Source organism: Treponema sp. UBA7570 (genome assembly GCA_002477955.1).
In the GTDB taxonomy this organism is placed as follows: domain Bacteria; phylum Spirochaetota; class Spirochaetia; order Treponematales; family Treponemataceae; genus Treponema_D.
Window position 1 is genome coordinate 996 of the sequence record DLLE01000036.1, and the last position, 24,047, is coordinate 25,042.

Annotated in this window: 24 protein-coding genes; 7 read left to right on the plus strand and 17 right to left on the minus strand. The window is 39.3% G+C overall.

All coding sequences use genetic code 11. From position 1 onward, the window contains the following. The 5 genes from B4N75_RS04425 to B4N75_RS04445 form a co-directional block, all read right to left on the minus strand. The coding region (locus tag B4N75_RS04425) for a formylglycine-generating enzyme family protein (protein ID WP_296706671.1) at window positions 1-861 on the minus strand (861 nt) is incomplete at its 3' end. Between the two features lie 364 nt (window positions 862-1,225). After that, entirely contained in the window at window positions 1,226-2,005 is a 780-nt protein-coding gene (hisF, locus tag B4N75_RS04430; protein WP_296023901.1) for an imidazole glycerol phosphate synthase subunit HisF, read from the minus strand. Between the two features lie 71 nt (window positions 2,006-2,076). After that, window positions 2,077-2,703: an imidazole glycerol phosphate synthase subunit HisH gene (hisH, locus tag B4N75_RS04435; RefSeq protein ID WP_296023896.1), complete on the minus strand. Its 627-nt coding sequence runs from the start codon at window positions 2,701-2,703 to the stop codon at window positions 2,077-2,079. Between the two features lie 250 nt (window positions 2,704-2,953). After that, entirely contained in the window at window positions 2,954-4,636 is a 1,683-nt protein-coding gene (locus B4N75_RS04440; RefSeq protein ID WP_296669097.1) for a RecQ family ATP-dependent DNA helicase, read from the minus strand. 63 nt (window positions 4,637-4,699) lie between these two features. Next, on the minus strand, window positions 4,700-5,953 hold the full coding sequence (locus B4N75_RS04445; RefSeq protein WP_296669099.1) for an OmpA family protein: 1,254 nt from the start codon (window positions 5,951-5,953) through the stop codon (window positions 4,700-4,702). A gap of 237 nt (window positions 5,954-6,190) precedes the next feature. Between B4N75_RS04445 and B4N75_RS04450 the strand changes: the two genes are divergently transcribed. Further along, window positions 6,191-6,637 carry a Holliday junction resolvase-like protein gene (locus tag B4N75_RS04450; RefSeq protein WP_296669101.1) on the plus strand — a complete coding sequence of 149 codons (447 nt, stop codon included), beginning with the start codon at window positions 6,191-6,193 and terminating at the stop codon, window positions 6,635-6,637. On the opposite strand, the gene B4N75_RS04455 is transcribed toward B4N75_RS04450, so the two are convergent. From B4N75_RS04455 to B4N75_RS04480, 6 genes are all read right to left on the minus strand, one after another. Continuing rightward, complete coding sequence (locus B4N75_RS04455; RefSeq protein WP_296669103.1) at window positions 6,634-7,686, minus strand: extracellular solute-binding protein; 1,053 nt, start codon at window positions 7,684-7,686, stop codon at window positions 6,634-6,636. The two genes, B4N75_RS04450 and B4N75_RS04455, sit on opposite strands and share 4 nt — an antisense overlap. Window positions 7,687-7,787: 101 nt before the next feature. Beyond that, window positions 7,788-8,657 (minus strand): ABC transporter permease, encoded by an 870-nt coding sequence (locus tag B4N75_RS04460; RefSeq protein WP_296023877.1) that lies wholly within the window; start codon window positions 8,655-8,657, stop codon window positions 7,788-7,790. After that, window positions 8,657-9,631 (minus strand): ABC transporter permease, encoded by a 975-nt coding sequence (locus B4N75_RS04465; protein WP_414717815.1) that lies wholly within the window; start codon window positions 9,629-9,631, stop codon window positions 8,657-8,659. Before B4N75_RS04465 ends, B4N75_RS04460 begins: the two co-directional genes overlap by 1 nt. 73 nt (window positions 9,632-9,704) lie before the next feature. Continuing rightward, a complete protein-coding gene (locus tag B4N75_RS04470; RefSeq protein WP_296669106.1) occupies window positions 9,705-10,895 on the minus strand; it encodes an ABC transporter ATP-binding protein in 1,191 nt (396 codons plus the stop codon). Window positions 10,896-11,125: 230 nt separating this feature from the next. Next, the gene (locus tag B4N75_RS04475) at window positions 11,126-11,461 is read right to left on the minus strand and encodes a branched-chain amino acid transporter permease (RefSeq protein ID WP_296023869.1); all 336 of its coding nucleotides are present in this window, start codon (window positions 11,459-11,461) and stop codon (window positions 11,126-11,128) included. After that, a complete protein-coding gene (locus tag B4N75_RS04480; protein WP_296693401.1) occupies window positions 11,462-12,211 on the minus strand; it encodes an AzlC family ABC transporter permease in 750 nt (249 codons plus the stop codon). A gap of 92 nt (window positions 12,212-12,303) precedes the next feature. Here B4N75_RS04480 and B4N75_RS04485 point away from each other — a divergent pair, with 92 nt between their 5' ends. The 5 genes from B4N75_RS04485 to B4N75_RS04505 all read left to right on the plus strand — a co-directional run bounded on the left by B4N75_RS04485 (window position 12,304) and on the right by B4N75_RS04505 (window position 14,920). Beyond that, window positions 12,304-12,546 carry a hypothetical protein gene (locus B4N75_RS04485; protein ID WP_078930660.1) on the plus strand — a complete coding sequence of 81 codons (243 nt, stop codon included), beginning with the start codon at window positions 12,304-12,306 and terminating at the stop codon, window positions 12,544-12,546. Between the two features lie 210 nt (window positions 12,547-12,756). Next, a complete protein-coding gene (rplM, locus tag B4N75_RS04490) occupies window positions 12,757-13,185 on the plus strand; it encodes a 50S ribosomal protein L13 (RefSeq protein WP_296023845.1) in 429 nt (142 codons plus the stop codon). A gap of 14 nt (window positions 13,186-13,199) precedes the next feature. Next, complete coding sequence (gene rpsI / locus B4N75_RS04495) at window positions 13,200-13,592, plus strand: 30S ribosomal protein S9 (RefSeq protein ID WP_296023987.1); 393 nt, start codon at window positions 13,200-13,202, stop codon at window positions 13,590-13,592. Between the two features lie 88 nt (window positions 13,593-13,680). Continuing rightward, the gene (locus B4N75_RS04500) at window positions 13,681-14,283 is read left to right on the plus strand and encodes a regulatory protein RecX (protein WP_296706673.1); all 603 of its coding nucleotides are present in this window, start codon (window positions 13,681-13,683) and stop codon (window positions 14,281-14,283) included. Window positions 14,284-14,314: 31 nt separating this feature from the next. Further along, complete coding sequence (locus B4N75_RS04505) at window positions 14,315-14,920, plus strand: response regulator (RefSeq protein ID WP_296669113.1); 606 nt, start codon at window positions 14,315-14,317, stop codon at window positions 14,918-14,920. Here the strand turns inward: B4N75_RS04505 and sppA are convergent, their stop codons facing one another. Genes sppA through B4N75_RS04520 form a run of 3 tightly spaced genes read right to left on the minus strand, consistent with a single transcriptional unit; the run spans window position 14,921 to window position 17,246 of the window. Next, window positions 14,921-15,880, minus strand: a complete 960-nt coding sequence (sppA, locus tag B4N75_RS04510; protein WP_296669115.1) for a signal peptide peptidase SppA — start codon at window positions 15,878-15,880, stop codon at window positions 14,921-14,923. It abuts the gene before it with no gap. A 15-nt stretch (window positions 15,881-15,895) separates the two neighbouring features. After that, window positions 15,896-16,645, minus strand: a complete 750-nt coding sequence (locus tag B4N75_RS04515; protein ID WP_296023833.1) for a DUF975 family protein — start codon at window positions 16,643-16,645, stop codon at window positions 15,896-15,898. 1 nt (window position 16,646) lies between these two features. Continuing rightward, window positions 16,647-17,246 (minus strand): CYTH domain-containing protein, encoded by a 600-nt coding sequence (locus B4N75_RS04520; protein ID WP_296706675.1) that lies wholly within the window; start codon window positions 17,244-17,246, stop codon window positions 16,647-16,649. A 95-nt stretch (window positions 17,247-17,341) separates the two neighbouring features. Between B4N75_RS04520 and B4N75_RS04525 the strand changes: the two genes are divergently transcribed. Beyond that, complete coding sequence (locus B4N75_RS04525) at window positions 17,342-18,265, plus strand: aldose 1-epimerase family protein (protein ID WP_296669118.1); 924 nt, start codon at window positions 17,342-17,344, stop codon at window positions 18,263-18,265. 55 nt (window positions 18,266-18,320) lie between these two features. On the opposite strand, the gene B4N75_RS04530 is transcribed toward B4N75_RS04525, so the two are convergent. The 3 genes from B4N75_RS04530 to B4N75_RS04540 all read right to left on the minus strand — a co-directional run. After that, entirely contained in the window at window positions 18,321-20,615 is a 2,295-nt protein-coding gene (locus tag B4N75_RS04530; protein WP_296706677.1) for a GGDEF domain-containing protein, read from the minus strand. Further along, a complete protein-coding gene (locus B4N75_RS04535) occupies window positions 20,612-22,915 on the minus strand; it encodes an EAL domain-containing protein (RefSeq protein ID WP_296669122.1) in 2,304 nt (767 codons plus the stop codon). Before B4N75_RS04535 ends, B4N75_RS04530 begins: the two co-directional genes overlap by 4 nt. A gap of 87 nt (window positions 22,916-23,002) precedes the next feature. Beyond that, on the minus strand, window positions 23,003-24,047 hold a 1,045-nt coding region (locus tag B4N75_RS04540), incomplete at its 5' end, for a tRNA-dihydrouridine synthase family protein (RefSeq protein ID WP_349681380.1).

A 24,047-nucleotide genomic window follows, 5' to 3' on the forward strand; every position in this document is an offset into this window, starting at 1 on the left:
CGGCTCACTTATAACAGGGTTTGTTACGTCGTCTGTTGTATATGGCGCGTAAAAATCAAAGCACCATTCTGCAACATTTCCTGACATATCATAAATTCCGTAGGCATTCGCCTTATGCTGCTTAACCTCTGTTATTTTACTATATGAAGCTACTTCCCTAAAATCGCTGGAGCCGCTGTATGTATAGTCTTCTCCGCCCCGCGCCGCATATTCCCATTCTGCCTCTGTCGGAAGCCTGTAGCCATTGGAATTAAAATTGCAGACAACTTTTGCTAAGGTTCCTACTGTTTTTTTCCAACTGTCAGGATCTGTTGAATCTTCGAGTGAATAACACGGCGTAAGCCCCTCGGCGCTAGAACGCTTGTTGCAATAACTAATTGCATCAAACCAGTTGACAGACTTGACAGGATAATTTTCGCCGTCAGCTATCTCATAGGCAGGCACGTATTGTTTATATTCTGCCTGGGTAACTTCATGCGTGCAAACAAAAAAATCTTTTGTAAGAGTAACAGAATGAGCTTTTGAGGCTTCGCTTTCTTCTGTTGACATGCCAGTCTTGCCGCCCATTGTAAAAGTTCCCGCGCTGACTCTTGCAAAATCTTCCGGGGTCGGAACGTCATCTGTTGAAGGGTTGTCTTCGTCTGAGTTATCTTCGCTAGGCTTTTCAGGGGCGGTTGAGACTTCCTCGTATTCTACTGTTTTTCCGTCAATTGTGAACTTAGTAAGAGCCTTGCCATTTTCTATATCGGCTTGAATTATGCGGGAATATGTTTTTCCGTCGGAACCAGTCCATGTTATCTCTAGGCTGAATACATATTTATTAACTTCAAGAGTTACGGTGTATTTTCCCTGGTGCTCCACATAACGCCCGTAAACTGTCGGATTAGATTCCGCTGTTCTTGCGGAAGCCTGGACTTCTGAGCCTTCTTCCCACTCATAATAAGTTGCGGTGGATTCCGTGTCGATTTTTAAATAGCTTTTGCCGTCTTTGGCCGAATAGATTTTTCCTACATATTCAGGCTGAGAGGAAGTTCCAGAGCCCGAATCGTCGTCTTCTTTACAGGAAGTTATACCCCCCCCGTCAAAATTGTCAAAAACGCCAAAAGCACAGCTGATTTTGCAAAAAACTTGTTCATTTTACATCTCCTATACGCTTTTCTTAAAACAAGAAAGCTAATATTTTTTAGTATACGCTCGAATTTTGCTAAAAGCAATTTTTCAGCGATTACAGTTTTTTATCTTGCATTCTTACAGGAACTCCCATTTTGTCCAGATCGGCTTTTATTCCGCCGACTGTGTAGCCCATGCTGTGAACCATGCTCGCAATGAGGGCCGCATCGGCTTTTCCTTCTTTTAGTACGTTCGCCAGATGTCCGGGAGTTCCGCCGCCGCCAGAAGCAATTACAGGAACACCGACACTTTCCGCAATCATTTTTGTAAGGTTTATTTCGTAGCCGTTTTTCATTCCGTCTGCATCAATCGAATTCAGCACGATTTCTCCGGCTCCAAGCTTTACGGCTTTTATTGCCCATTCGCGCGCGTCAAGATCGGTTTTTGTCCGTCCGCCGTTTATAAAAACCCTGTAGCCGCTTGGGCAGGTTTCGTCTTTTGCCGCATCCATTCCAAGAACAATGCACTGGTTTCCGAAAATTCGCGCGCCTTGGCTAATAAGCTCCGGATTTTTTACAGCCTGGCTGTTCAAGCTTACTTTTTCTGCTCCGGCAAGAATTGTTGAGCGAATGTCTTCGATTGAACCGATTCCGCCGCCGACGCAAAAAGGTATAAAAACCTGCTCAGCGACGCGGCTTATAAGCTCAAGAATTGGACCTCTTCCGCGCGCGCTTGCCATAATGTCGTAGAAAACAAGCTCGTCAACTCCCTGATCGTAGTATTTTTTTGCCATCTCGACAGGGTCGCCAATATCAACATTGTTCTGAAATTTTACGCCTTTTGTAGTCCGGCCGTCTTTTACATCAAGACAAACAATAATTCTTTTTTTTAACATATTTTCTGACCTTTTTTTTAGATTCGGCTGTATTTTTTTGCTTTAGCGGATTCCTGCCTAAAAATTTCTGCTTAGCCGTCAATAAAATTTTTCAGAACCTGAAGTCCGCACTTTCCCGACTTTTCCGGATGGCACTGAAAAACTGTAATATTTTCGCTTTCCACGCAGGCTGGAACTTGCGTTCCGTAATCGACCCATGCTTTTACAATTGTTTTGTCTTCCGGCTGGATTAAATACGAGTGGACAAAATAAAAGTCTGAATGTTCCGGAACTCCTTCCAAAAGTTTTGAGCCGCCGTTTGAAAAATTCAAATCGTTCCAGCCAATCTGCGGAACTTTTAATCCCGGATTTTTTCCTTCTTCTTTCCAGACTGTGTTAAAAAGCTTTATTTCGCCTTTTAAAAGCCCAAGACAGTCAACATCGCCTTCTTCCGAATGTTCAAAAACAATCTGGCTTCCAAGACAGATTCCAAGCATCGGCTTTTTTGCTTTTGCCCAGTCTTTTAAAAATGAGTCAAAGCCTGTTTTTTTTAACTGTTCCATTGCGTATTTTGCTTCGCCGACTCCTGGAACAATCAGCCGTTCGCAATTTTCGAGTTCGGACGGTTTTTTTGAGAGAATAAAATTTGCGTTCAAAGACAAAAGCGCGCGTTCGACACTTTTTATATTGCCTGCATTGTAGTCAACAATTCCAATCATGGCTGAAATTCTAGCGGTGAGATATTTTTTGGTCAATGCCAGGCAGTTTTAATCTGCAAAAAGTTTTGTTTTTTTCAGATTGAAGAATTCGCGCAGTTTTCCGATAATTTCTATATGGATGAACTTTTTCAGGTGATAAAAGCAGTTTTTTCTAACAAAAATGTAATTGCGGCGGCGGTTGGGTGTGCCGTTATGTTTGAATTTATCAGTTACATAGGCAATTACCGAAAAAAGCCGCCAAAACAAAAAATTAAGAAAATAGTTGCCGCAGTTCCTCCAGCTTCTTCTGAAAAAGACGAAAATTCCGCCTCAGAAAAAAAAGCCGATGAATAGATTTTTCAGTTAAAAAATGCCTGAATAAAAAATGAGGTTTTTCTGTTTTTATGTCGATATGATTTTCCCAAAATCCGCCGAGCTTTTTTATTCTTTTACAGTCAAAAAGCTGCGTTAGAATTTCTTGCATATCGCGTGCTTCCCAGACATTTTCCTTATAAAAATCTCTGTCCCGCAAATTGAACTTTTGGGTCAAAATATTCACAGTTTCGTCTTTTGTAAAAAGCCTTCTGTTCCGTTTTATAAACTTAAATGCAAATTCGGCGTCGTCCGCGCAATAATCAGCTTTTTTTCCAAGTTTTTGCGCATCGCAAATGTCGCAGCCCGAACAGACAACCTGTTCTCCTGTCAAATAGCTCATCATAAATTCTCTGCGGCATATTTTTGAATTTGCAAAATCGCCCATAACTTTTTCACGGCTGTTTTTTTGCGCCTGCCGCCATTTTGCCTGGTCTTTGTGGCTCCAGATTAAGACCGAGCTTACAGAGTCGCCTTTTCTTCCTGCGCGGCCTGCTTCCTGGATAAAATTTTCTATGTGTTCCGGGGCGTCGAGGTGAACCACAGTGTAAATGTTTCCCTTGTCCATTCCCATTCCGTATGCGCACGTCGCCGCAAGAATCCCGTCTTCCGAGTCAAAAAACCATTTTTCAACTGCGAGTTTTTCTTCTTTTGTCATGCCTGCGTGATAGAATTTTGCTTTTTCTGAACCGAAATATGCGGTCAAAAGACGAGCCGTGTCTTCCGTTTTTCTCCTGCTTGAGCAAAAAACTATCATTGGTTTTTTAAGCTCGATGCATGCTCTTAAAACGGCTTTTTTCTTTGCGTATGCGTACCTTACTTCGTAGTGAATGTTTGAGCGGTCTGCTGAGCTTTGAACAAGATGGGCATTTCCGTCAAAAAGGACTTCATTCACCCTTGCAAGGACTGGAGGACTTGCCGTTGCTGTAAAGGCGGTGACGGTTTTTACTCCGAGCTCTTTTATGATTTTTCCGAGCGTAAGGTATGCCGGTCTGAACGAATCTCCCCATTCAGAAACGCAATGCGCTTCATCGATTGCAATGTGGGCAATTCTGCATTTTTTTAAGCGGCAGATAATTTTTTCATTTTGCAAAGCTTCAGGATTTGCAAGAATTACCCGCGCTTGTCCGCATTCTATTTTACGAAAATTTTCTTCCCGTTCTTCCTGTGTCTGTCCGCCTTTAAAAACAACGCACGAAAGGCTTCCTTCCTGCATTCTTCTGTGCTGGTCTGCCATCAAAGCCAGAAGCGGATAAATTACAAGAGTCGGGCCGTCCAAAAGCGGCGCAGGTGTCAAAAAACACAGAGATTTTCCGGCTCCTGTCGGCAAAAGAACAATCTGCTTTCCGCGGCACACACCGTCGTTTTCGTTTATCTGGCCGTCTGGCTCAAAATCTTTATCTTCGGAGCATGAAGTGTCTAGAATATTTGCAATTACAAGCCTTTGCCACGGAAACAAAAATTTTATGCCGAATGATTTTTGCGCTGCCCTGGTTGCCTCATCGCAATAAAAAAAATCTTCTTCGTCAAAACTTTGCGCAGGAAAATCTTCGCCTTCAATAAAAAAATCTTTTTCTGCCATACATATTGCCTCCGGCACTAATATATATGGCGGTAAAAGTCAATTTTTGCACAAAAAAAGCAATTATCTGTCAAGAATTGTAATTTCTACGCGGCGGTTTTTTGCCATTCCAGCCTTGTCTGCATTTGAGGCGACTGGAACTTTTGAACCAAATCCCTGCGTAAAAACGTGTTTTTTTTCTCTAATTCCCAAGTTCGTCAAAAAATCTGCAACGGCTTCCGCCCTCTGCTCGCTCAAAATCTGGCACGATTCTTCGCTTCCAAAGCGGGCAGTGTGTCCCGAAACTAAAAGGTCGTTGTCAGGATAAGCCGAGAGAATTTCCCCGATTTTTTTGATTTTAGTTTTTTCGCTTTTTTCGAGCCGCGCGCTGTTTGCTTCAAACTGAATATTTTCCAGGCTGATTGTAAGTCCGCGGTCGGTTTTTGTTACCGAAACGTCTTGCAAGCCCATTCCGTCAATTTTTTCGAGGATTTCCTGCACAGCCTCTTCTGTCGCCGTCCTCTTAAATTCTGTATATTCGACCTTCGTTTTTCCAGAAAACTGATATTCATTTCCGGTCAAAGTTTCAATCACGATTCTAAAATTTTCTTCGTAATGGTCAATCTGTCCCTTTTCAAAATCCCACCAGATTGTTCTGTCAGAAAAACCCATCGTCGTAACTGGAAAATCAGCAATAAAACCATTTTGCGCCTGTTCCATTTCCGTTTCGTAAAAAAGCGTGTATTTTGCAGAAATTACTGCAAAAGTCTTTTTTGTCCTGGAACTGTCCGAAGAAAGGCCTTCTTCATCGCGCTCATATTTGTATTTTGCCGTAAAAGGCACAAAAAACGGCTCTTCAACGTTCAGCTGGCGCCTCAAGTCTTCCGCTTCGTAGCCTTCGGCAGTCCACTCATCGCCAGTTTTTAGCATTTTGTCCGGAAAAACAGGAAGGTCGCGGATTACCGGCATAAAATAGCTTGAGTCAATTTCAAACCGGCCGTCCTTTGCCCTCCAGAAATTGCTTTCAAAATTTTCGCCCCATTTCCAGCTTCCGCCGTTATTGTCCGCAGAATGAGACTGCTCGCTCGTCATAAAATTTCCGCATATCCAGCCGCGTCCGTTTTCATCAACTTTTTCGACTCTTTCTGTAACACGGCTTACGATTTTTGCGCGGTGGTTCAGCCTGCCGTTCACTTTGACAGTCTCGTCAACAGTAGAGATCAAGCCAAAATTGTCGCCTTCGCTGTATTTAAACTCAAATTTTCTGCCTTCGTCAGCAGCAAAAAACAAATTTGCGGCAAAAATAAAAAATCCGGCAAAAAAAATCGTTTTCTTCATAAAAATTCTCCATAATAAAATTTGGGACGCACAAGAGGCCCTCTAACCGCTGTTGCAGGCTTCGGTGCCCTCGGTGCTTTGCACGCGCACGCGCCCTTCCACATCGGGCTGCAAAGCCCGGGCGAGCTTTAGCTCACAGTTATATAAAACAAGTTTTGCAAAGCAAAAGTTGCAGCGTGCACCGCACGCAAGCCATCGGGCTGCAATGCAATATAAAAAGTATGGTATAATCACTTTATGAGCATTTTACTTGAGCGTTTTATTCACAATCCCGCGCTTTTATTTATTTTCGGAATAATTATATTTATTTTAATTGTTTTTATCTCCTGGAAAGCCGGAAGAATTTCTGCCGAGTTAAAATTCCGCCGTGTCTTAAAAACTGAGCGCGCAGATGCTGTAACCCGTTCAAAAGCGGTTCTTTCCGGACTTGCAGCCGAGCAGATTGCTCCTTTTTTGCCGGATTTTCCATGCAATCCTGCCGACTGCCGTTTTGTCGGAAAACCTGTGGATTTTGTCGCTTTTAGCACAGAAAATGATGGCGCGGTAAAAGAAATTTTATTTATTGAAGTAAAAAACGGGACAAGCCAGCTTTCAAAGCGCGAAAAAGAAATAAAAAAATGCGTTGAGGAAAAAAAAGTGCGGTACATAGAGTACCGCACCAATTTAGAAAATAAAAATTTTTAGTCTGTGTAGCGGATTTCCTGCCAAATATTGTTGTATTTGTCCAGGTTTTCGCCAATGTCGAGCTTAAGCTTGCAGTTATTCATCTGGCTTGCTTTGTACATTGGTTTTTTAGTCGTAAACTGCGCCGCCTCAGGAACTACAAAGCAAGGAAAGTGGAATGCGTCAAGAAACTTTGCATAAACTTCTGGACGGTGAATGTAATTTATAAATTCATTTGCAAGCTCAGCGTGCTTTGCAGTCTTTAAGATGCACATGCTGTCCAGATAAGACGGGCCGCCTTCTTCAGGAATAAAAAAGTCGATTGTTTCTTCCCATTTTTCTTCCGGAACTTCACCGTAAACTACTTCTGCATATCCCTGGCAGAGCCAGAAATCTCCAGAGGCAAATGACTTTCCAAAGCCTTCTGCGTCAAATTTTACAAGGTTTGGCTTCCATTTATTTACGATAAGTTCTTTTGCTTTTGCAAGCTCGCCTTCGTCTGTCGTGTTAATGTCGTAGCCCAGAACAGTTAGCGCGTCGCCTACAACTTCACGCATGTCGTCCATCATTGTGGCATGGCCTGCAAACTTTTTGTCAGCAAAAATATTCCAGTTTTTTTCGTAAGTTCCGGCCTGAACTTTTGTTTTATTTACGCTTACGCCTGCCGCTCCAAGATAGTATGGACTTGCGTATTCAAAATTTGGATCATAAGTTGCCATTTTTGAAAGCAGGGGATTTAGTTTTGAGTTATTTGTCTGCTTTGACGGATCGAGTTTTTGCAGCATTCCCTGTGAAATCATGATTGAAGCATAGTCCTGCGAAGGAACAACAATGTCGTAGCCTTTTGCGCCTGCCTTGAGCTTTGCATACATTTCTTCGTTAGAAGCATAGCTGTCTACTTTTACCTTACAGTTGAATTCTTTTTCAAAGTCGCGAAGAACTTCGTCTGGAGTGTAATAAGTCCAGTTGTACAGGTAAAGAGTTTTTCCGTCATCTCCACAAGAAGTAAAGAGACCCATAGCGGCAAATGCACCAAAAGCCGCAACTGCAATTTTAGAGGCGATTTTCATAACGCTTAACTCCAAAACCCGGATGCCCCATTGCAACCGGGAAAACATTAAATAAACCGCTCACACAGAGCGTTTTTTTACATAAAAAACAGAAAAGCCTTCTAGCGCGCCGCGGCAAAGCCTTTCAAGCCTTTTCTCAAGGAGAAGGTCAAAATTCCGATTGCAACGATTAAAACAAACGAAAGCGAGTTGATAACCGGGCTTACTCCAAAACGAATCATCGAGTAAACGTATAGCGGCAGGGTTGTGCTTCCAGGCCCGCTTACTAAAAAAGTAATTACATAGTCTTCAAGAGACATTGTAATGCTCATCATAAAGCCGGAAATAATTCCAGGCATAATCGCAGGAATGATAACCTTTGTGAGCGTCTGAATTTCATTTGCTCCGAGGTCATGGCTTGCTTCGATAATCGAGGTGTCAAAATCATCAACACGCGCAGTAACCATTAAAAAAACAAAAGGCAGACAGAAAGTTGTATGGGCAATAAAAATCGTAACCAGGCCAAGGCTCATTTTTACGGCGCTAAAAAAAATCAAAAGCGAAAGGCCCATGATTACTTCTGGCAAAACCATCGGCAAAAAGCTTATTGTCTGAATATAGCCTTTGCCCGTAAATTTATACCAGCTTACTCCGATTGCGGCCAGCGAGCCCAAGACCGTTGCAACGACAGAAGACGAAATTGCAACTATAAAACTGTTCAATAGCGAATGCCAAAGAGGAGCAGAGTCAAAAATCAGCTTTTGATACCATACAAACGAAAAACCTGTAAATTCCGTGTCTTTAGATGCATTGAACGAATAAAAAATGATTACCAGAAGCGGCAAAAACAAGAACAAAAGACACAAAAAAAGCACTGTTTTTGAAAAACTAAACTGCGGAGCGCGTTTTTTCCAGCCGCGTTTTGCATGGCGGAAGTTTTCGCTCTGTTTTCCGCGGTTTTGTTTTATAAGGTTAAACGGATTGTGTTTCATTATTTTACACCTCCAATTCCTGTAGTGTCTTCTTTTGTAGAGACTTTTTTGAGCTCAGCGTCTTTTTTGCTGGAATAAAGCATCCACAAAATGCCTGCCATGGAAAGAAGTGTCAAAACCATTGAGAATGCAGAAGCTAGAGGCCAGTTTCGTGTTTTCTGAACCTGATCAACGATTATATTTCCAATCATATAACTGTCTTTTCCGCCGACAATATTCGGAACTGTGTAAGAGCCAAAAATCGGGATAAAAGTAAAAATCAAGGCCGAAATAATTCCGCTGCGGATTCCTGGAAGCAGAACTTTTAGCATTGACTGAGGTTTTGTTGCTCCAAGGTCGCGGGCTGCTTCCAAAAGCGAAAAGTCAAAACGGTCAACAGCAGTAAAAATCGGCAGAATCGCATAAGGCAGATACATATAAATGCTTAAAACTATAACTGCGCCTTTTGTGTACATAAACTTTACAGGCTCAAACCCGGCAGAATTCCCGGTTATTTTATGCCAAAAATTTACAATAGAACTCAAAAACATATTTAAAATTCCATTGTCGCCAAGAATTGTAATCCATGCAAAAATTCTTATGAGCGAGTTTGTCAAAAATGGAATGATTATAAGAATTAAAAGCAATGTCTGACGTTTGCTTCTTGCCATGGCATAACCGCATGGAAGAGCAATCAGAATCGTAATAAAAGTTGAAAGAGCCGTAATCCACAGTGTGCGCAGAAAAATAATTCCATACGCCGGAGTAAGCATCTGTTTGTAGGCTTTTAAACTGAACTCAGCAATAACCGAGCCATAAACATCGCGCTTCATAAGAGAATATGCAACGATAATTATGAGCGGGATTACAAAAAACAGACTGAACCAAAATCCCATTGGCCATGCATAAACTGGTCCTGGATTCATCTTTTTATATTTTTTGTCTCTTGCAGCCTTTGCAAATGCCAGCTGCGGACTTTCTTTTTCTTTTTTCATTACAAACTTGTCCTTTTGTCTTTTTTTATCGATAGAAATGATAGAAAAAATGCGGATATGAAGATATTAAAAATTATTTTTCAATATCTTCAACAATATATCCGTCTTCTGCCGACCACGAAATGTAAACAGTGTCTTTCCATTGAATTTCCGGGCCGTCATCAAGATAGTTTGTATGCTGCTTAAAGACTTTTACGATTGTGCCTGTTTTTTCCAGTTTGATATAGAATTTTGACTGGAAACCTGTGTAAACCGGCTCTTCAACCACACCTTTAAACACGTTGATGTCTTTGCGGCCGTTTACATTTGGTTCTTCGAGAGTAATTCTGATTTTTTCCGGGCGGATAGTAAAGGCGACTTTCTGGCCTTCGTCTGTGTGCTCGTAATCAGTTACAAGAATATTTTTGTCTTCTTCTTTTGTTGCCTGAGTGTCGCCTGTAAGCTGAGCCTGCAGTCCGAGGGCTGGAGTGTTGAGAGTTACCATGTATTCCTCGCCGGTTTTTGCCTTGTAGCCTTCGCATTTTACGACAGTTGACTCAAAAAGGTTTGTTTCGCCGATAAACTGGGCAACAAACTGAGTAGCCGGACTTTCGTAAATTTCAAAAGGAGTTCCAATCTGAAGCACATTTCCCTTGTTCATGATTGCAATGCGGTCAGAAACTGCAAGCGCTTCGCTCTGGTCGTGGGTTACAAAGATAAAGGTGATTCCGATTTTGTCGTGCAGACGGTCAAGCTCAACAAGAAGGCTTGAACGCAGTTTTGCGTCGAGGGCAGAAAGAGGCTCGTCGAGCAAAAGCACTTTCGGTTCGTTTATGAGAGCTCTGGCAATAGCAACACGCTGCCTTTGTCCGCCAGAAAGCTGATTCGGCTTTTTGTACATGTGTTCCTCAAGCTGAACCAATGACAGATATTTGAGGACTTTTTCTTCAACAGTAGCATTGTCGATTTTTTTTAAGCGGAGAGAAAATGCAACGTTTTCAAAAACTGTCATATGCGGAAAAAGCGCATAAGACTGAAAAACCGTATTAGACTGCCTTTTGTTTGGCGGAAGTCCTACGACGTTTGTATCATCAAAAAGAACGGCACCGTCATCAGGATTTTCAAATCCTGCAATAATCCGTAGAAGTGTCGTTTTACCACAACCTGATGGACCTAGCAAAGTGAAAAATTCACCTTGATTAATCGTAAAATTAATGTCATTCAGCGCAATAAAATCGCCAAATTCTTTCGATACGTGGTCAATCTTTACCTGACTACCGTTCAATGTGAGTACCTCTTTTTTTTTACAGCCCGACTTCTGGGGGTTTTGATGAATAACAGAAAAACTGCATAAAAATTAAAATATGATTATTAGCCCAAATTGTCTACACATTTTTTAAAAGTTTTATAAATTTTATTTTTTATTTTACACAGACTTCGAGCTTTACAGTTTAATGTCATTACTGAACTTGTCCCATGTCATTATCTGGCTTGACCCGATAATCTATTGAAATTTTACAGCAGCCGTTCAAGAGCCATAAATAAAATGGTTCCGCCAAAAATGCTTATCATGCTGTTGCCTTTCCATAGATGTAAAATAATTGTTGCCAAAACTCCGGCGATTGCAGGAATTCCCCATGGTGAAGAGCTAAAGGTCATGTATTTTGGATCGGCAAGGCAATAGATGATTAAAACACCGATTACCATTGCAGGAATATATTTTTCAATAAACGAAAGAACCTTAGGCGGCTTTTTTCTGCTGAAAAGAATAAACGGAAAAGCCCTCAGCAGATACATAAGGGCTGCGGTTACAAGTGTTGCAATAAGTGCCTCTGAAAGTGTAAGTCGCATTTATTTTTCCTCCGTTGAGCTTGATTCTTCTGTTGTTTTTGTATGTTTTATTACAGTAATTCCGCGCACTAAAATCAAAACTGCAATTCCAAGCGAAAGAGCTACGATCAAAATCTGCTGCGATGGAAGATAACCGAATTTTGAAAGGACGATTGCCGCTATTGCCGTGCAGATTCCGCAGAGAGAAGGAAAAAGGTCTTTGCTTTGTTTAATCTGTTCAATCATAAGCACAATAAAAAGCGAGTTGAGCGCAAAATCAACGCCTGTAAAGTCGAAAGGCAAAAAAGTTCCTAAAAGAGCTCCGATTACGCTGCCCAAAAGCCAGTAAGACCAGTCGAGAGCGGCAATAAGACTGTAAAATTCACCGTCTTTTTCTCCAAGCGGAACCTTGCTTGTTGTGATGAGCGCATAAGTTTCGTCAGTAAGAGCAAAAATCAAAAAAGGCTTCCATTTTCCGACACGCCTTTTGTCATATTTTTTTAGAAGCGAAAGTCCGTAGACAATATGCCTGATTCCTACAAAAAACTGTGTTACCAGAAATGCTGGAAGCGGAGCGCCTGCTGCCATAAGGCTTATTCCGATATATTGCCCTGTTCCGGAAAAAATTGTCATTCCCATAAAAAGGGCAAGCCACCACGGGTAACCGTTGTTTACAACCATCAATCCAAAAGGAATTCCAATAGAAATATAACCAAAAAAAATAGGAAGCGTAAGTTTTGCGCCTTTGCAAATGCTGTCTTTTTTTAACATAGAGGCGAGTATAGCACTTTTTACTGTTTGATAAAATATGTTTTGTATGCTAGAATTTTTTGAAAAGTTTGAGCTGGAGGAAATCTCTAAAAATGACTGCGATTATTTTTGGACTTTTGCTTATTTCGTTTTTTGTATGTGCTGCCTTGCCGCAAGGTTTAGGCTGGGGAGATTTTATAATTTCCGCGCTAAAAGGCGTTGGCCCTTTGGTTGCTGTTCTTGCCGGTGTTGCCGCCTTTTTTATAGGTTTTGCCGACATTCAGGACAAAAAAGAAGCCCGCAGAGAAGAAAAAGAAGCCTTTGAAGAAGCAAAAAAATCTGAAGAAAACGATTAGCTTTATAAAAGACGATTTTCTTAAAAATTGTTGTTTTAATGGCTTTTTAGAGAGTTTTCGTTCTCGTTTTTATTGACCAAAATCAATAAAAATTTTAATATTTATATCCCCGTATATGCGCAGATAAAAGCTTCAATATCTGCGGAGTGTGATTTTTGAAGATGCAATCAAAATGAACACAAGAGACTTTTTAGTACAAGGTATATACAAATGAAAACTTTATTCGTAAAAGATTACGAGCAGAAACGCGACTGGTACATCATCGATGCTGCCGGCAAACCGCTCGGACGCGTTGCAGCAAAAGTTGCAGCAGTTGTTCGTGGTAAGAACAAGGCTTCTTACACTCCAAACCAGGCAATGGGTGACTTTGTTGTTGTTATCAACGCTGACAAAGTTGTTGTTTCTGGAAACAAAGCATCTGACATGCTTTATCGCCATTACACAGGCTATGTTGGCGGTCTTCGTGAGTATTCGTTCGAAAAGCTTATCGAAAGAAACCCAACCGAACCTCTTTCACGCACAATTGCAGGCATGCTTCCAAATGGACGTCTTGGACGCAAAATGATGGACAGTGTAAAGATTTATGCAGGTTCTGACTACCCACATAAGGCTCAGAATCCAAAACCGCTTGAAGTTTAAGTCAGGAGTCTATGATGGTTAAGAATATTGCAATTGGAACAGGTAGAAGAAAGACAGCTACTGCACGTGTATTTCTCCGTGACGGTAGTGGAAAAATCGTTGTAAACGGAAAAGATGTTGCTGAATACTTTGATTCAGAAGAACAGGTACGCAGAGTACATCAGCCGCTTCTTGTTACAAGCAACGAAAATAAATTTGACGTTTTGATTAACGTTGTTGGCGGCGGATTGAACGGCCAGGCAGATGCTTGTCTTCACGGACTTTCACGCGCCTTGCTTCAGGTTGATCCTGATGCCCGCACATCGCTTAAAGCTAACGGATTCCTTACTCGCGACAGCCGCATGGTTGAACGCAAAAAGTATGGTCAGCGCGGTGCTCGCCGTCGCTTCCAGTTCTCAAAACGTTAGTTTTTATTCTGTACAATATGTACAAAATTTCGCTTTTGGTTTTTCTTTTTGTGGAACAGCCGGAAGCGAAAAAGCTTTCGGAACACAAATGCGCATAAGTGCTATAAAACAGACTTCATCGGACATTGTAGAAATTGCAACGGACGGCGGGTCTGTTTTTTTTGTAAGGTTTGCTTTTCTCTATTCTGTCAAACCAGAAGAATTTTTTGTTGGCGCAGAATTTTTTGAAGACAGGGAAATGGAAATTGTAGACGCCGCTTTAGCTTTTGCTGCGGAATGCAAGGCGGAAGAGTATCTTGCCCGCTGTGAGCAGTGCAGGGCTGGACTTGAAAAAAAACTTTTTCAAAAATCACATTCAAAGCAGTCAATAAAACAGGCCTTGGATTATCTTGAGGAAAAAAATCTTCTCAACGATCTTCGTTTTTCTGAAATCTGGCTTAGAAATCATGCTGTTGCAAAACCTCAGGGACGGATAAGGCTTTTGAGTGAGCTTATTTCGCGTGGAATAAAAACAGGCGATGCAAAAAAAGCCGTTGATGATTTTTTTAAGGTGAATGATGAAATTCAACTTTGCCGCAGAGCGTATAAAAAAGCGTTAAAAAATGGAAAAAAAGATGAAAAACTCATAAAATACTTAATGGATTCTGGTTTTTCCTATAAACTGATACTTTCTGTTGCAGACGAAGAATAACTTATTTTGTAAAAAGGAAAAGAGGCTTGAGATGTTAAAAAAAACTGACAAACCGGAAGTTTTTTCGGCACTTGAAGTTGCAAATATCTGCGGTGTTGTAAATCAGACTGCGATAAACTGGATAAAAGGCGGTCATTTAAAGGCTTTTACCACGCCAGGCGGACAATACCGCGTTTATCCCGATGATTTGGCTTCTTTTATGAAAAGTCGCGAAATGAGAATTCCTGAGCATCTTGCTAAAAAATGTGCAGGAAACTTTTATGAACACGGCGATATTCTTATTGTTGATGATGATAAGGGCTTAAACTGCGTAATTGCAAAATTCTTGCAGAAAAAATATGAATCTTTTGGAGTTGAAATTTTTCAGGCTTTTGACGGTTTTGAAGCCGGAGTTTTGATGACAGAAAAACATCCGAAAATTTTAATTCTCGATCTTGATTTGCCGGGCGTTGACGGATTTAGCCTTTGTAAAAAAATTCGTGAAAATGAAAATTTCGGAAAGCCGATGATTTTTGTTGTGACGGCTCTTGAAGATGCCGAGTCCGAAAAACGTGTAAAAGAACTCGGCGTAAATTATTTTTTCAAAAAACCTCTAAACTTGATTGAGCTTGCCCAGATTCTTGATGAAAATTCTTAGTTAGAATTTTCCGTATGAAAGAAGCGGGGTCTGTCCAAAGGCGGAAGCCGGATTTTTTATTGAAGAAAAACCTTCCAAAAGAATAGAACGCAGGCTTTCGCTTTTTTCGTATCTAAAATTCTTGAACGAAATATTGTCTGACTCAAAATCTGTTTTTATGGATTTTTTTGCTTCGTCAAAAGTAAAAATTTCGTCAATAAGACCGTTTTCTTTTGCCTGTTTTGCCGAATAAATGCGTCCGTCCGCTATTTTCTGGACATCTTTTATATTCATATTGCGGCTTTCGCTTACAATCTGTGTAAACTGCTCGTATGCCTCGTCGGAAAGGCTCTGCATAATCTGAATCTGTTCTTCGGTCGGCTTTTCGTTGTAGTTAAGCATATTTTTGTTCTTGCCGGTATGAATCGTAATCGACTTTATGCCTATTTTCTCGAGAAAGTCCGTTGCATCGATTGAACTTGCGCTTATTACTCCGATTGAACCTGTAATCGTGTTGCGGTTTGCGTAAATTTTATCTGCAGCGCAGCCAATGTAATAGCCTCCGGAAGTTGCCATTTCTGCAAAATACGCATAGATTTTTTTCCCGGTTTCCTTGTATTTTAAAAGTTCAAGATATGCTTCGTCGGCATGGTAAACTGTTCCGCCTGGAGAATTTACGTATAGGAGAATTCCTGCATTTTTTTTGTCATTTTTGAGTGAGCGAATCGTATTCAAAAGCCATTTTTGGCTGTACTCGCTTCCTTTTTCCTGAATTACACCCGAAATATTAACGACTGCAATGTAATAATTCGAATCTTTGTTGTAAGAAAAACTGTTTTGCGTCTGCTGTTCAGGTTCTTTTGATTTTTTTGAAATAGAAAAAAGATCCGTTGAGGAAACCTTAAAAACTCCCATCAAGATTGAAATCAATGTAATTGTCAGCAAAACGGCAAGTCCGTATTTTGTGTTTTTTTTGTTCATTTTGTATGCTCCAGCTTAAATAAAGTCACTTTCTGTAAGAATTCCTGTGCGAAGCGCGTGCATTTTTAAACTTTTGTATGCATTTGTAAAAGACATATATTCATAAGGCTGAATCCACAGCTGCAAAATTCCAAATGTAAGGGCAGAAAGAAAGTGCCACCCAAAAAAACTTATGCACATGACAAAAATGTCTGCCTTAAAACCTTTTGTAAGCGTTTTGCTTATTTGCATTGCTTTTGCAACTCCAATTTTTGGATTTTCGGCAAGTACAAAAAACATCTGCGAGTAAGAAAAAGCCTTTACGATTCCAGGAATAAAAAACAGAAAACTCCAAAGCACGACCCAAAGCATAAACCAAAGACCTGCAAGCGCGCCTTTAAACCAGTGCGTAAAACCACGCAAATATTCGGAGAACGAGATTTTTTCCAAAGTTTTAAAATATTCATTGTAAAGATGGCACTGCGCAAGAATTAAAATTCCTGTGATAGAAATTGTCAAAATCGAAAAAAGCAGGCTTATGCCAGAGTCAGAAATTGTAGAAACGCTAAAAGCATAATCGTCCGCAAAATCGTCTTCCGTTTCGTAAATCCAGGAAGCAGTTTGTGCGTAGGCTGAATTGTCTGCTGTTTGTGAAGTATGAATTTCGGAGCTTGTGCCCAAAAAAAGCAGTATGAATGTGGTAATCAATGTTGCAAGAACTGGGACAGTCCTTCTGCCGGCAAGCTGTTTTTTTGCAGTCTGTTTATAAAGTTTTCTGTTAAACATATTATTCTCCAAGCATTTGCGAATAGTAACGGTTTTCGATTTTGTCTTCCGAAATGCCGCATTTTGAAAGCATTTTTAAAAGCTTTTCACGTGATTGAGATACTGTTTTTTCGCTGTTGTTCTCAGAAAGAATTTCAATTTCCAAAAAATCGCCGAGTTTTGCAACATGGCAAAGTTCAAGATTTGCGCCGTCGTAGTGCCAGCTGAGCACGTTTTTTTGCTTTTTTAGGGTTGTTTTAAATCCTGTGTCAAAAAGAAAGGCTTCGATTGCATCTGCATCTGAGAGAAAAAGTTCTTTTTCGTCGTTTACTTCGATGGAGGCTCCTTCTTTTTCGAGAATTTCTTTGCGTTTATAAGTAAAAATTACCGATTTTTGAGAAGTTGTCTGCGGCGCGTTTGGAACTTCCTGTGTGGAAAACGGAGTTTCTTTTCTAATGCGCACCTTGATTGATTTTCCGTTTATTGTATTTGAATAGTAAGTGTCGTCTTTTTCGACCGCTCCAGAAAAAGCTGCAAATTTTTCGAGATTTTGAATTACAGATTTTCGGTCTAAGACGTGGGCTTTTAGTTCAATTTCGTACATTCTAGTAATATAGCACATTTTTTTGCAAAAGAGAATAAAATGTTTATTCTTAAGAAAACTACGTCTCATTTAAATTTGCCATAAAAATAAAAAGACTGTAAAATTGTGTAATTATGACAATAACTTTAAAAAATTCTAATTACGAAGTCGTGCTCAATACTCACGGAGCAGAAATCAATTCTTTCCGCGGAGCTGACGGCACAAAGTATGTTTTTGAAGGACCGGAATCTGTTTGGAAATTCCATGCGCCGGTTTTGTTTCCGCAAGTTGGACGCATAAAAGACGGCTTTTATACATACAACGGAAAGGAATATCATCTTGTAAACAACGGAATGAGCCGCGATCTGGAACATAAGATAATTGAGCAGTCAGAAACGGCTGCAACTTTTGAATTGACAGACAGTGCGGAAACTGCTGACAAATTTCCGTGGAAATTTAGCCTTAAAACTCATTATGAGCTTAAGGACGACGGACTTATTTTTACAACGACAGTAACGAATACTGATTCTTCTGCAATGCTGTTTTCTATCGGAAGCCACACCGCTTTCTGCTGTCCGCGCAACACAGATCCAGCCGGCACTGTAAATTCTGATTATCAGTATGAATTTGAAAAGAAAGAACCTTTGACGACTGTTTTGCTCAACGACGCAGCCCAGCTTGCTGTTGACGAAGAAGGAACTTCTCCTTGCACAAAACTTTACGGCGAAAAAGAAAATGGAATAATTCCGATTGACGCAAAAGGTTTTGGAAATGGACATTTCTTTACAAAAATTACTTCTGACTGGGTTGGCCTTCGCAACAAAAAAGACGGAAGCCTTGTAAAAGTTAATTGCAAAGGTTATCCGTACGTTATGGTTTGGCAGGGCGGAAAAGGCGAAGAAGGCGCTGCTGGTAACGGTTTTAACTGCATTGAACCTTGGTACGGAACTGCCGATGCTGAAAATACCGGACATGAGTGGGAAGAAAAGGCAGGCTTGATTTCTCTTGAGCCTGGAAAAAGTTTTACCGCTGACCAGTCGATTACGATTGAAAAATAATCGCAGTGTTTGACTTCATATATAACGGAAATTTGGGAAAATCTCCTGGTTTCCGTTATTTTTTTGCCTGAGAGGAATTCTGCAGATATTTTGCTTCGTATGTTTTGACTGGAAGCGGTGTAGAAAAGTAAAAACCTTGAAAAAGCTTGCAGTCCATTTTTGAGAGGGCGAGCATCTGGTTTTCTGATTCTACACCTTTTGCAATAAATTCCATTCCTAATGTGTTTGACATAGAAATCATCGTCTGTAGAATTATTTTATTTTTTCCAGAAACTTTTGATTCTGTCAGAAACGAAGTGTCCATTTTTATTCCATCGGCAATAAAGTCTTTTAGTACGTTGAGCGAAGAAAAGCCTGTTCCAAAATTGTCGATGTAGACTTTTATGCCGAGTTTTTTTAACTCAGAAAAAATTTCGATTGTTTTTTCAGGATTTTCAACCATTGCTGTTTCCTTAATTTCGGCTTTGAAATTTTGTGGCGAAATGTCGTATTTTTTTATGAGGCCGGAAAAGGTTTTTGTTATGTCTATAAAAAATTTGTCTTTGCTCGAAGCGTTTACAGAAATAAAAAGGTCAGAAAATCCTCTTTTTTTCCATTCGTGCAGTTTTTTTGCTGCAAGTTCCCAGACGTAGACATCGAGTTTGTAGATTAAACTTGTTCGTTCAAGAACATCCAAAAAAGAGCTTGGCGTTAAATTTTCATATTTAGGGTGGTTCCAGCGTACGACAGATTCAGCTCCGAGCACATTTCCGTCTTTGTCCATAATCGGCTGAAGCTGAATCGAAAACTGTTTTTCGTTCAGTGATTTTTCAAAATCGTTTACAATGTCTTTTTCCATGAGCATTTTTTCCATCATCGATGAATTATAAAATGAAAAAATTTGGTTGTCAGAATCTTTGATTGTATCAACTGAAATTTTTGCTTTGTCGTAAATGGACTGAACGGTTTCTTTTTTATCGTAAATTTCGTAAATTCCTGCCACAATTTGAATGTTGTAAAGAGTTTTTTCGATTATGCAACTAACTTCGTTAAATGCTTCCTCGAAAATATCTTTGTCAAAATTCTGTTTTTCCATAAAAATTGCAAATTTATCGTCTGCGATGCGTCCAATTATGCTTTTCTTGTAACAGAGCCTTTTTATAACTTCGGTTTGATTTTGCAAAACAGAATCGCCGACTTTTTCGCTGTAAATTGTGTTTATAAGTTTAAAATCTTTTATGTTTGTACAGATTAAAATCGGGTTTTTGTAAGTGTTTTGGTTCAAGGCTTCCTGCATTTTTTTGAAAAAGCCGGAACGATTTAAAAGTCCTGTGAGCAGGTCGTGATTTGCAATGTAATTTTTGCGTCTGGATTCCAACGTTTCTTTTGTTTTGTCCTGAAGCCTTAGGTATGAGCCGATGTTTGAATTTGAAATGAAAAAATCCTTGTATTCGGTAACGTAATACCGTTCTTCCCCGTTGTCGAGTTTTAGGGAAAGTTCTGAAGGACGGGTTTTTAAAAAGTTCTGCCGGAATTCCTTTGCAAAATTTTCAAGGTTGTCATTGGATTTTTTTAAGACGTTTTTTGCGGCAGAATTTGCATAGATTAAATTTTCCGAAGAGTCGTAGCAAAAAATAATGTCTTTTATGGATTCTGTTATGGCGCTTAGAGGCCCGATTAAAACAGGAGAAGAAAAATCCTTGTTCACGTAACTTGCTATAAAAATTGAACTTGCAACGAGCATTAAAAGAGAAAAGTTTAGCGGCAAATTCAGCGAATTAAAAATATAATTTGCAATTAAAACTAAGCTTTCGCTTGTTAAAATTGCAATGTATTTTACTTTGTTATACGAAGGCGCTTTTACAATGCTTGAAATTAAAAGGGCAACCGAAGAAAAACTTAAAATTGCGCAGAGTAGTTTATGAAATCCAAATTTTGAAGTGAATTCAATTCCCCAATAAAAAAATCCTGCCTTCGTGCGTGCTGGAATAAGGTCAAAAATAATCTGGACTCTGGCATTTGCAAGAAGCAGAACGCTGTCGATAAAGCACAAAATAAAGTACAGTTCTTTTAGAAAGCCGATTTTTTTTGTCGTGTTTGTAAATGCATGATTAAAAGAAAATGTCAGATAGTATGTCCAAATTGAGCATACTTTAAAAGCACAGAATAAAATGAGAGCTTTTGTGTGGAATTCCGACATCAAAAACAGCGAATAGGTGAACAGCATTGCAGAAATTGCGCATATTACAAAAATTGTCGGTTCTTTTGCGTCAGTCTGCGCTTTTGAAATTGCACGGACAAAGCGAAGCAGAAAAATTGCCGAAAGAAATGAAAAGGCACTGAAGATTTTAAAGAATATGTATAAATTCATTTTGTGCCTCCGAGCGTATTTGTTTTTGAAATATAATTGCTTTCAAAATCTGCAACAGAAATCGGTTTTGAGTAAAGATAGCCCTGAAAAAAATCGCAATTGAGATTTTTTAAAAATTCGGCTTGTTCTTTATCTTCAACTCCTTCGACAATAATTTTAATTCCGAGCTTTTGAGCCATTTTTATAACGGCTTCGAGAATTTTTTTGCTCCGTTCTTCATGTTTTGTTTTTGACAGGAACATCATATCGATTTTTAGAATATTTATGCTGATGTTTTTTAGAATTGTCAGAGAAGAATAGCCAGTGCCAAAATCGTCCATTTCGATTATAAAGCCGAATTTTTGCAGTTCTGTAATAATTTGTTTATGAAGCTTTAAATCGTGAACCAATGCAGTTTCTGTAATTTCAAGCTTGAGTTTCTGAGGCGGAATTCCGTATTTTATTACAAGAGAAGTAAAAGTTTTGTATAAATCTATAAGATAAAAATCCTTTGCGCTTACATTTACCGAAATATGATAGTCGATTCCTAAAAATTGCCATTTTTGAAGAAGCTGAACAGCTTGTTCCCAAATAAACTTGTCGAGATTGTGAATTAGCCCGTTGTCTTCAAGAATTTTTATAAACGAATTTGGAGAATGAATTGCGCCGTTTTCTGTTTCCCAGCGAACAAGAGCCTCTGCTCCAACAACTTTTTCGTCTGAGCATCTAACCTGTGGCTGAAGATACATTTTTAAATGTTTGTTTGCCAGGGCGTTGTTAAATGCGTTTATTACGTCACGATTTTTTTTCAAATTTGAAAGCAGGTCGTTGTCGTAGTAGGCAACGTTTGCCGAATAGTTTTCGGAAATATTTTTTATTGCCAAAACTGCTTTGTCAAACATTGAGCTGACTTTTTCGTTATTATCAGTGATTTTGTAAATCCCTACAAAAATATGAAGTTTGTAGTTTAAAGAATCAGTAAGTTTTTCAAGTTCCTTGATTTTTTGCAAGGCGTTTAGTTCGTCAACTTCAGTTTTGTTCATAAGAATTGCAAAACGGTCGCCTGTAATTCTTCCTGTCAAAACAGCTTTATACTGGCTTTTTTGAAGAGCTTGGGCAAATTTTCTTAAAAACTCATCTCCTTTTTCTGAACCAAAAAGGTCGTTTACAAGTTTAAAGTTTTTAATATTCGTACAAATCATATAATAAGGAGAATCTGGATTGCTTTTTAAGATTTTTTCTGTTTCTGCATAAAACGCTTCTCTTGTTAAAAGCCCTGTCAAAGCATCGTGTGTCGAATCGAAAAGTTCTTTGGCCGCCTTGTTTAGTTCTTCCGTAATATCGCTCAATTTTAAAATATAGCCATAAGCTTTTTTCTGACTGTCGAGAAGATAACTGAACTCTTCTGACAGTGTAAGAGTTTTATTGTTCTGCTTTATTTCTATATTGCGTTTTACAAAATCTTTGCGGAGAGCGAGGAGAGATTTTAGTTCATTTAGAATTTCATTTTTTGCCAAAAAGAATTTTTTCGCTGTATTATTTGAATAAATGCATTTCCGTTCAAGGTTAAAGCAAAAAATTCCAATGTTGATGTTGTCGGACAGCTGCTTGAGCATTTCGTTCTGAATGTTTCGCGGAATAGAAAAAAGTGTAAAATATGAGCAGATAATCGAAAAAATTGAATAAAAAAGAACTGAAAAATCAAGATAACTTTTGGATTTTAGAAAAATGATGTTTACGACAAATGTAATAAGGAAAACTGCAAAAACCAAAATGTATTTTGATTTATAAAATCTGTTGGTTTGAATTATTTTTTTTAGAAGAATTGCAAAAATTACTGCCGAAAGCAAAATGCAGAGGCAAAGGTGAATATAGAACACAAAAAAATATTTTGCGGTCCAGCACAAAAAAATGTTGTGATTTATATAAAGGTCTGAAAGTTCAAATTCATGATGAAAAAACGGATTGATGATTAAAATAAAAGCGTCAACTAAAAAAACATAAAGCCAAATTTTCTTGAAAACCGTGATAAATTTTTTGTGTTTTTGAGATGACGGCATTTCTGTAAAGATAAATATAAAATCAGCCAGAAGAACTATCAGAAAATGAATGCTTATATGGTAAAGACTGATTATAAAATAGGCGAACCAAAGTGTAGTTGTAAGGAGAGAAATATTGTAAAAAACTGTGGACGCAATAACCCCGCAGTGAAGATTGAAAAGACTTTTTGACAGCGGACTTTTGTTTTGCTTTAAGTAAACGCAATAAACTCCAATAAGCACTATAAAAATGCTCGAAAGAGTCATGTAAACAGTTTTCAAATAAAATCCTCGATTTAACTTTTTTAAATTTGATGTTCTAACAGATTTTTATTATATACCAAAAAAATAAAATTGCGAACTTTTATTTTAGATTTTTTTAAATCTGTCTTCCGGGCATTTTTCAAAATATTGAAAAAGTCTTTCCCGCGCGTCTTCGTTGGTTTTTGCATTTAGCATTTGTGTTTTAAAATAACCGGCAAAACTAAAATTTTGACAATAATATGAAAAAAATCTTTGGAGACGTGTTTGAAAAAATTCTGGCGGCTGAAACTTTTCGATGTCGGAAATAAAATCAAGCGCAAAATTGAGCATATCGAGCTTTTCTTCTGGCAGAATGCCTTTTAATTTTGCAAAAATCCATGGCTGTGAAGCTGCCGCCCTGCCAATCATGACTCCGTTTACGTGAGGAGCGCATTTTATGGCGTAATCAAGGCTTTTTTTGTCTTTTATTTCGCCGTTTACGATTATTGGAATTTGAGGATAGCGCAGAGAAAGTTTTTCTGCGTATTCGTAGCGTGGAAGAGCACGCGCAAATTTTTCTTTTTGGGTGCGCGGGTGCAAGGTTAGCTGCTGAACTCCTTCAGAAACCAGCATATCCGTAAAATTAAGAAATCCGCTTTCGGTAAAGTTGTCTGCTCCGAGCCTAAGCTTGACTGAAAGCCGCGATGTGGGTTTTCCGTCTTTTGCACAGTTTTCGAGTGCGGACTTTACTTTTCTGACCATGTTTTGAGTTTCTGCTATTGGTTTTAGCATCCAAGAAATTCCTGCTCCAGTGTTTGCGATTTGCGGAGCGGAACAGCCCATGTTTATGTCGATTCCAATGCCTGAAAGCTCAGAAAGAATTTGCGCTGCCTGAGCCATTGGCTCTGCGGTAGTTCCTGTAATTTGCCAGACAAGTTTTTGGGACTCTGGAGTGTCGCCGGTAATCGTGTAGAATTTTTCAAACCGGCCTTTGTGCAGAAGCGACGGAGCGTTTATCATCTCGTTGAAATATTCATCGCAGCCACCGAATTTTTGTACGCTGCGTCGGAATGCTTCGTGGCTGAGAGTTGCCATTGGAGCAAGTAAAAATTTTTTGTCCATAAAAGTAAAATGTCCTTTTTTTTGAAAAAACTGAACGCACCAGCGCTGG

Excerpts from the sequence above, each read along its gene's own strand:
- hisF (WP_296023901.1), bottom strand. The coding sequence starts at position 2,005 with ATGTTAAAAAAAAGAATTATTGTTTGTCTTGATGTAAAAGACGGCCGG.
- hisH (WP_296023896.1), bottom strand. The coding sequence starts at position 2,703 with ATGATTGGAATTGTTGACTACAATGCAGGCAATATAAAAAGTGTCGAA.
- B4N75_RS04440 (WP_296669097.1), bottom strand. The coding sequence starts at position 4,636 with ATGGCAGAAAAAGATTTTTTTATTGAAGGCGAAGATTTTCCTGCGCAA.
- B4N75_RS04445 (WP_296669099.1), bottom strand. The coding sequence starts at position 5,953 with ATGAAGAAAACGATTTTTTTTGCCGGATTTTTTATTTTTGCCGCAAAT.
- B4N75_RS04450 (WP_296669101.1), top strand. The coding sequence starts at position 6,191 with ATGAGCATTTTACTTGAGCGTTTTATTCACAATCCCGCGCTTTTATTT.
- B4N75_RS04455 (WP_296669103.1), bottom strand. The coding sequence starts at position 7,686 with ATGAAAATCGCCTCTAAAATTGCAGTTGCGGCTTTTGGTGCATTTGCC.
- B4N75_RS04460 (WP_296023877.1), bottom strand. The coding sequence starts at position 8,657 with ATGAAACACAATCCGTTTAACCTTATAAAACAAAACCGCGGAAAACAG.
- B4N75_RS04465 (WP_414717815.1), bottom strand. The coding sequence starts at position 9,631 with ATGAAAAAAGAAAAAGAAAGTCCGCAGCTGGCATTTGCAAAGGCTGCA.
- B4N75_RS04475 (WP_296023869.1), bottom strand. The coding sequence starts at position 11,461 with ATGCGACTTACACTTTCAGAGGCACTTATTGCAACACTTGTAACCGCA.
- B4N75_RS04480 (WP_296693401.1), bottom strand. The coding sequence starts at position 12,211 with ATGTTAAAAAAAGACAGCATTTGCAAAGGCGCAAAACTTACGCTTCCT.
- B4N75_RS04485 (WP_078930660.1), top strand. The coding sequence starts at position 12,304 with ATGACTGCGATTATTTTTGGACTTTTGCTTATTTCGTTTTTTGTATGT.
- rplM (WP_296023845.1), top strand. The coding sequence starts at position 12,757 with ATGAAAACTTTATTCGTAAAAGATTACGAGCAGAAACGCGACTGGTAC.
- rpsI (WP_296023987.1), top strand. The coding sequence starts at position 13,200 with ATGGTTAAGAATATTGCAATTGGAACAGGTAGAAGAAAGACAGCTACT.
- B4N75_RS04500 (WP_296706673.1), top strand. The coding sequence starts at position 13,681 with ATGCGCATAAGTGCTATAAAACAGACTTCATCGGACATTGTAGAAATT.
- B4N75_RS04505 (WP_296669113.1), top strand. The coding sequence starts at position 14,315 with ATGTTAAAAAAAACTGACAAACCGGAAGTTTTTTCGGCACTTGAAGTT.
- sppA (WP_296669115.1), bottom strand. The coding sequence starts at position 15,880 with ATGAACAAAAAAAACACAAAATACGGACTTGCCGTTTTGCTGACAATT.
- B4N75_RS04515 (WP_296023833.1), bottom strand. The coding sequence starts at position 16,645 with ATGTTTAACAGAAAACTTTATAAACAGACTGCAAAAAAACAGCTTGCC.
- B4N75_RS04520 (WP_296706675.1), bottom strand. The coding sequence starts at position 17,246 with ATGTGCTATATTACTAGAATGTACGAAATTGAACTAAAAGCCCACGTC.
- B4N75_RS04525 (WP_296669118.1), top strand. The coding sequence starts at position 17,342 with ATGACAATAACTTTAAAAAATTCTAATTACGAAGTCGTGCTCAATACT.
- B4N75_RS04530 (WP_296706677.1), bottom strand. The coding sequence starts at position 20,615 with ATGAATTTATACATATTCTTTAAAATCTTCAGTGCCTTTTCATTTCTT.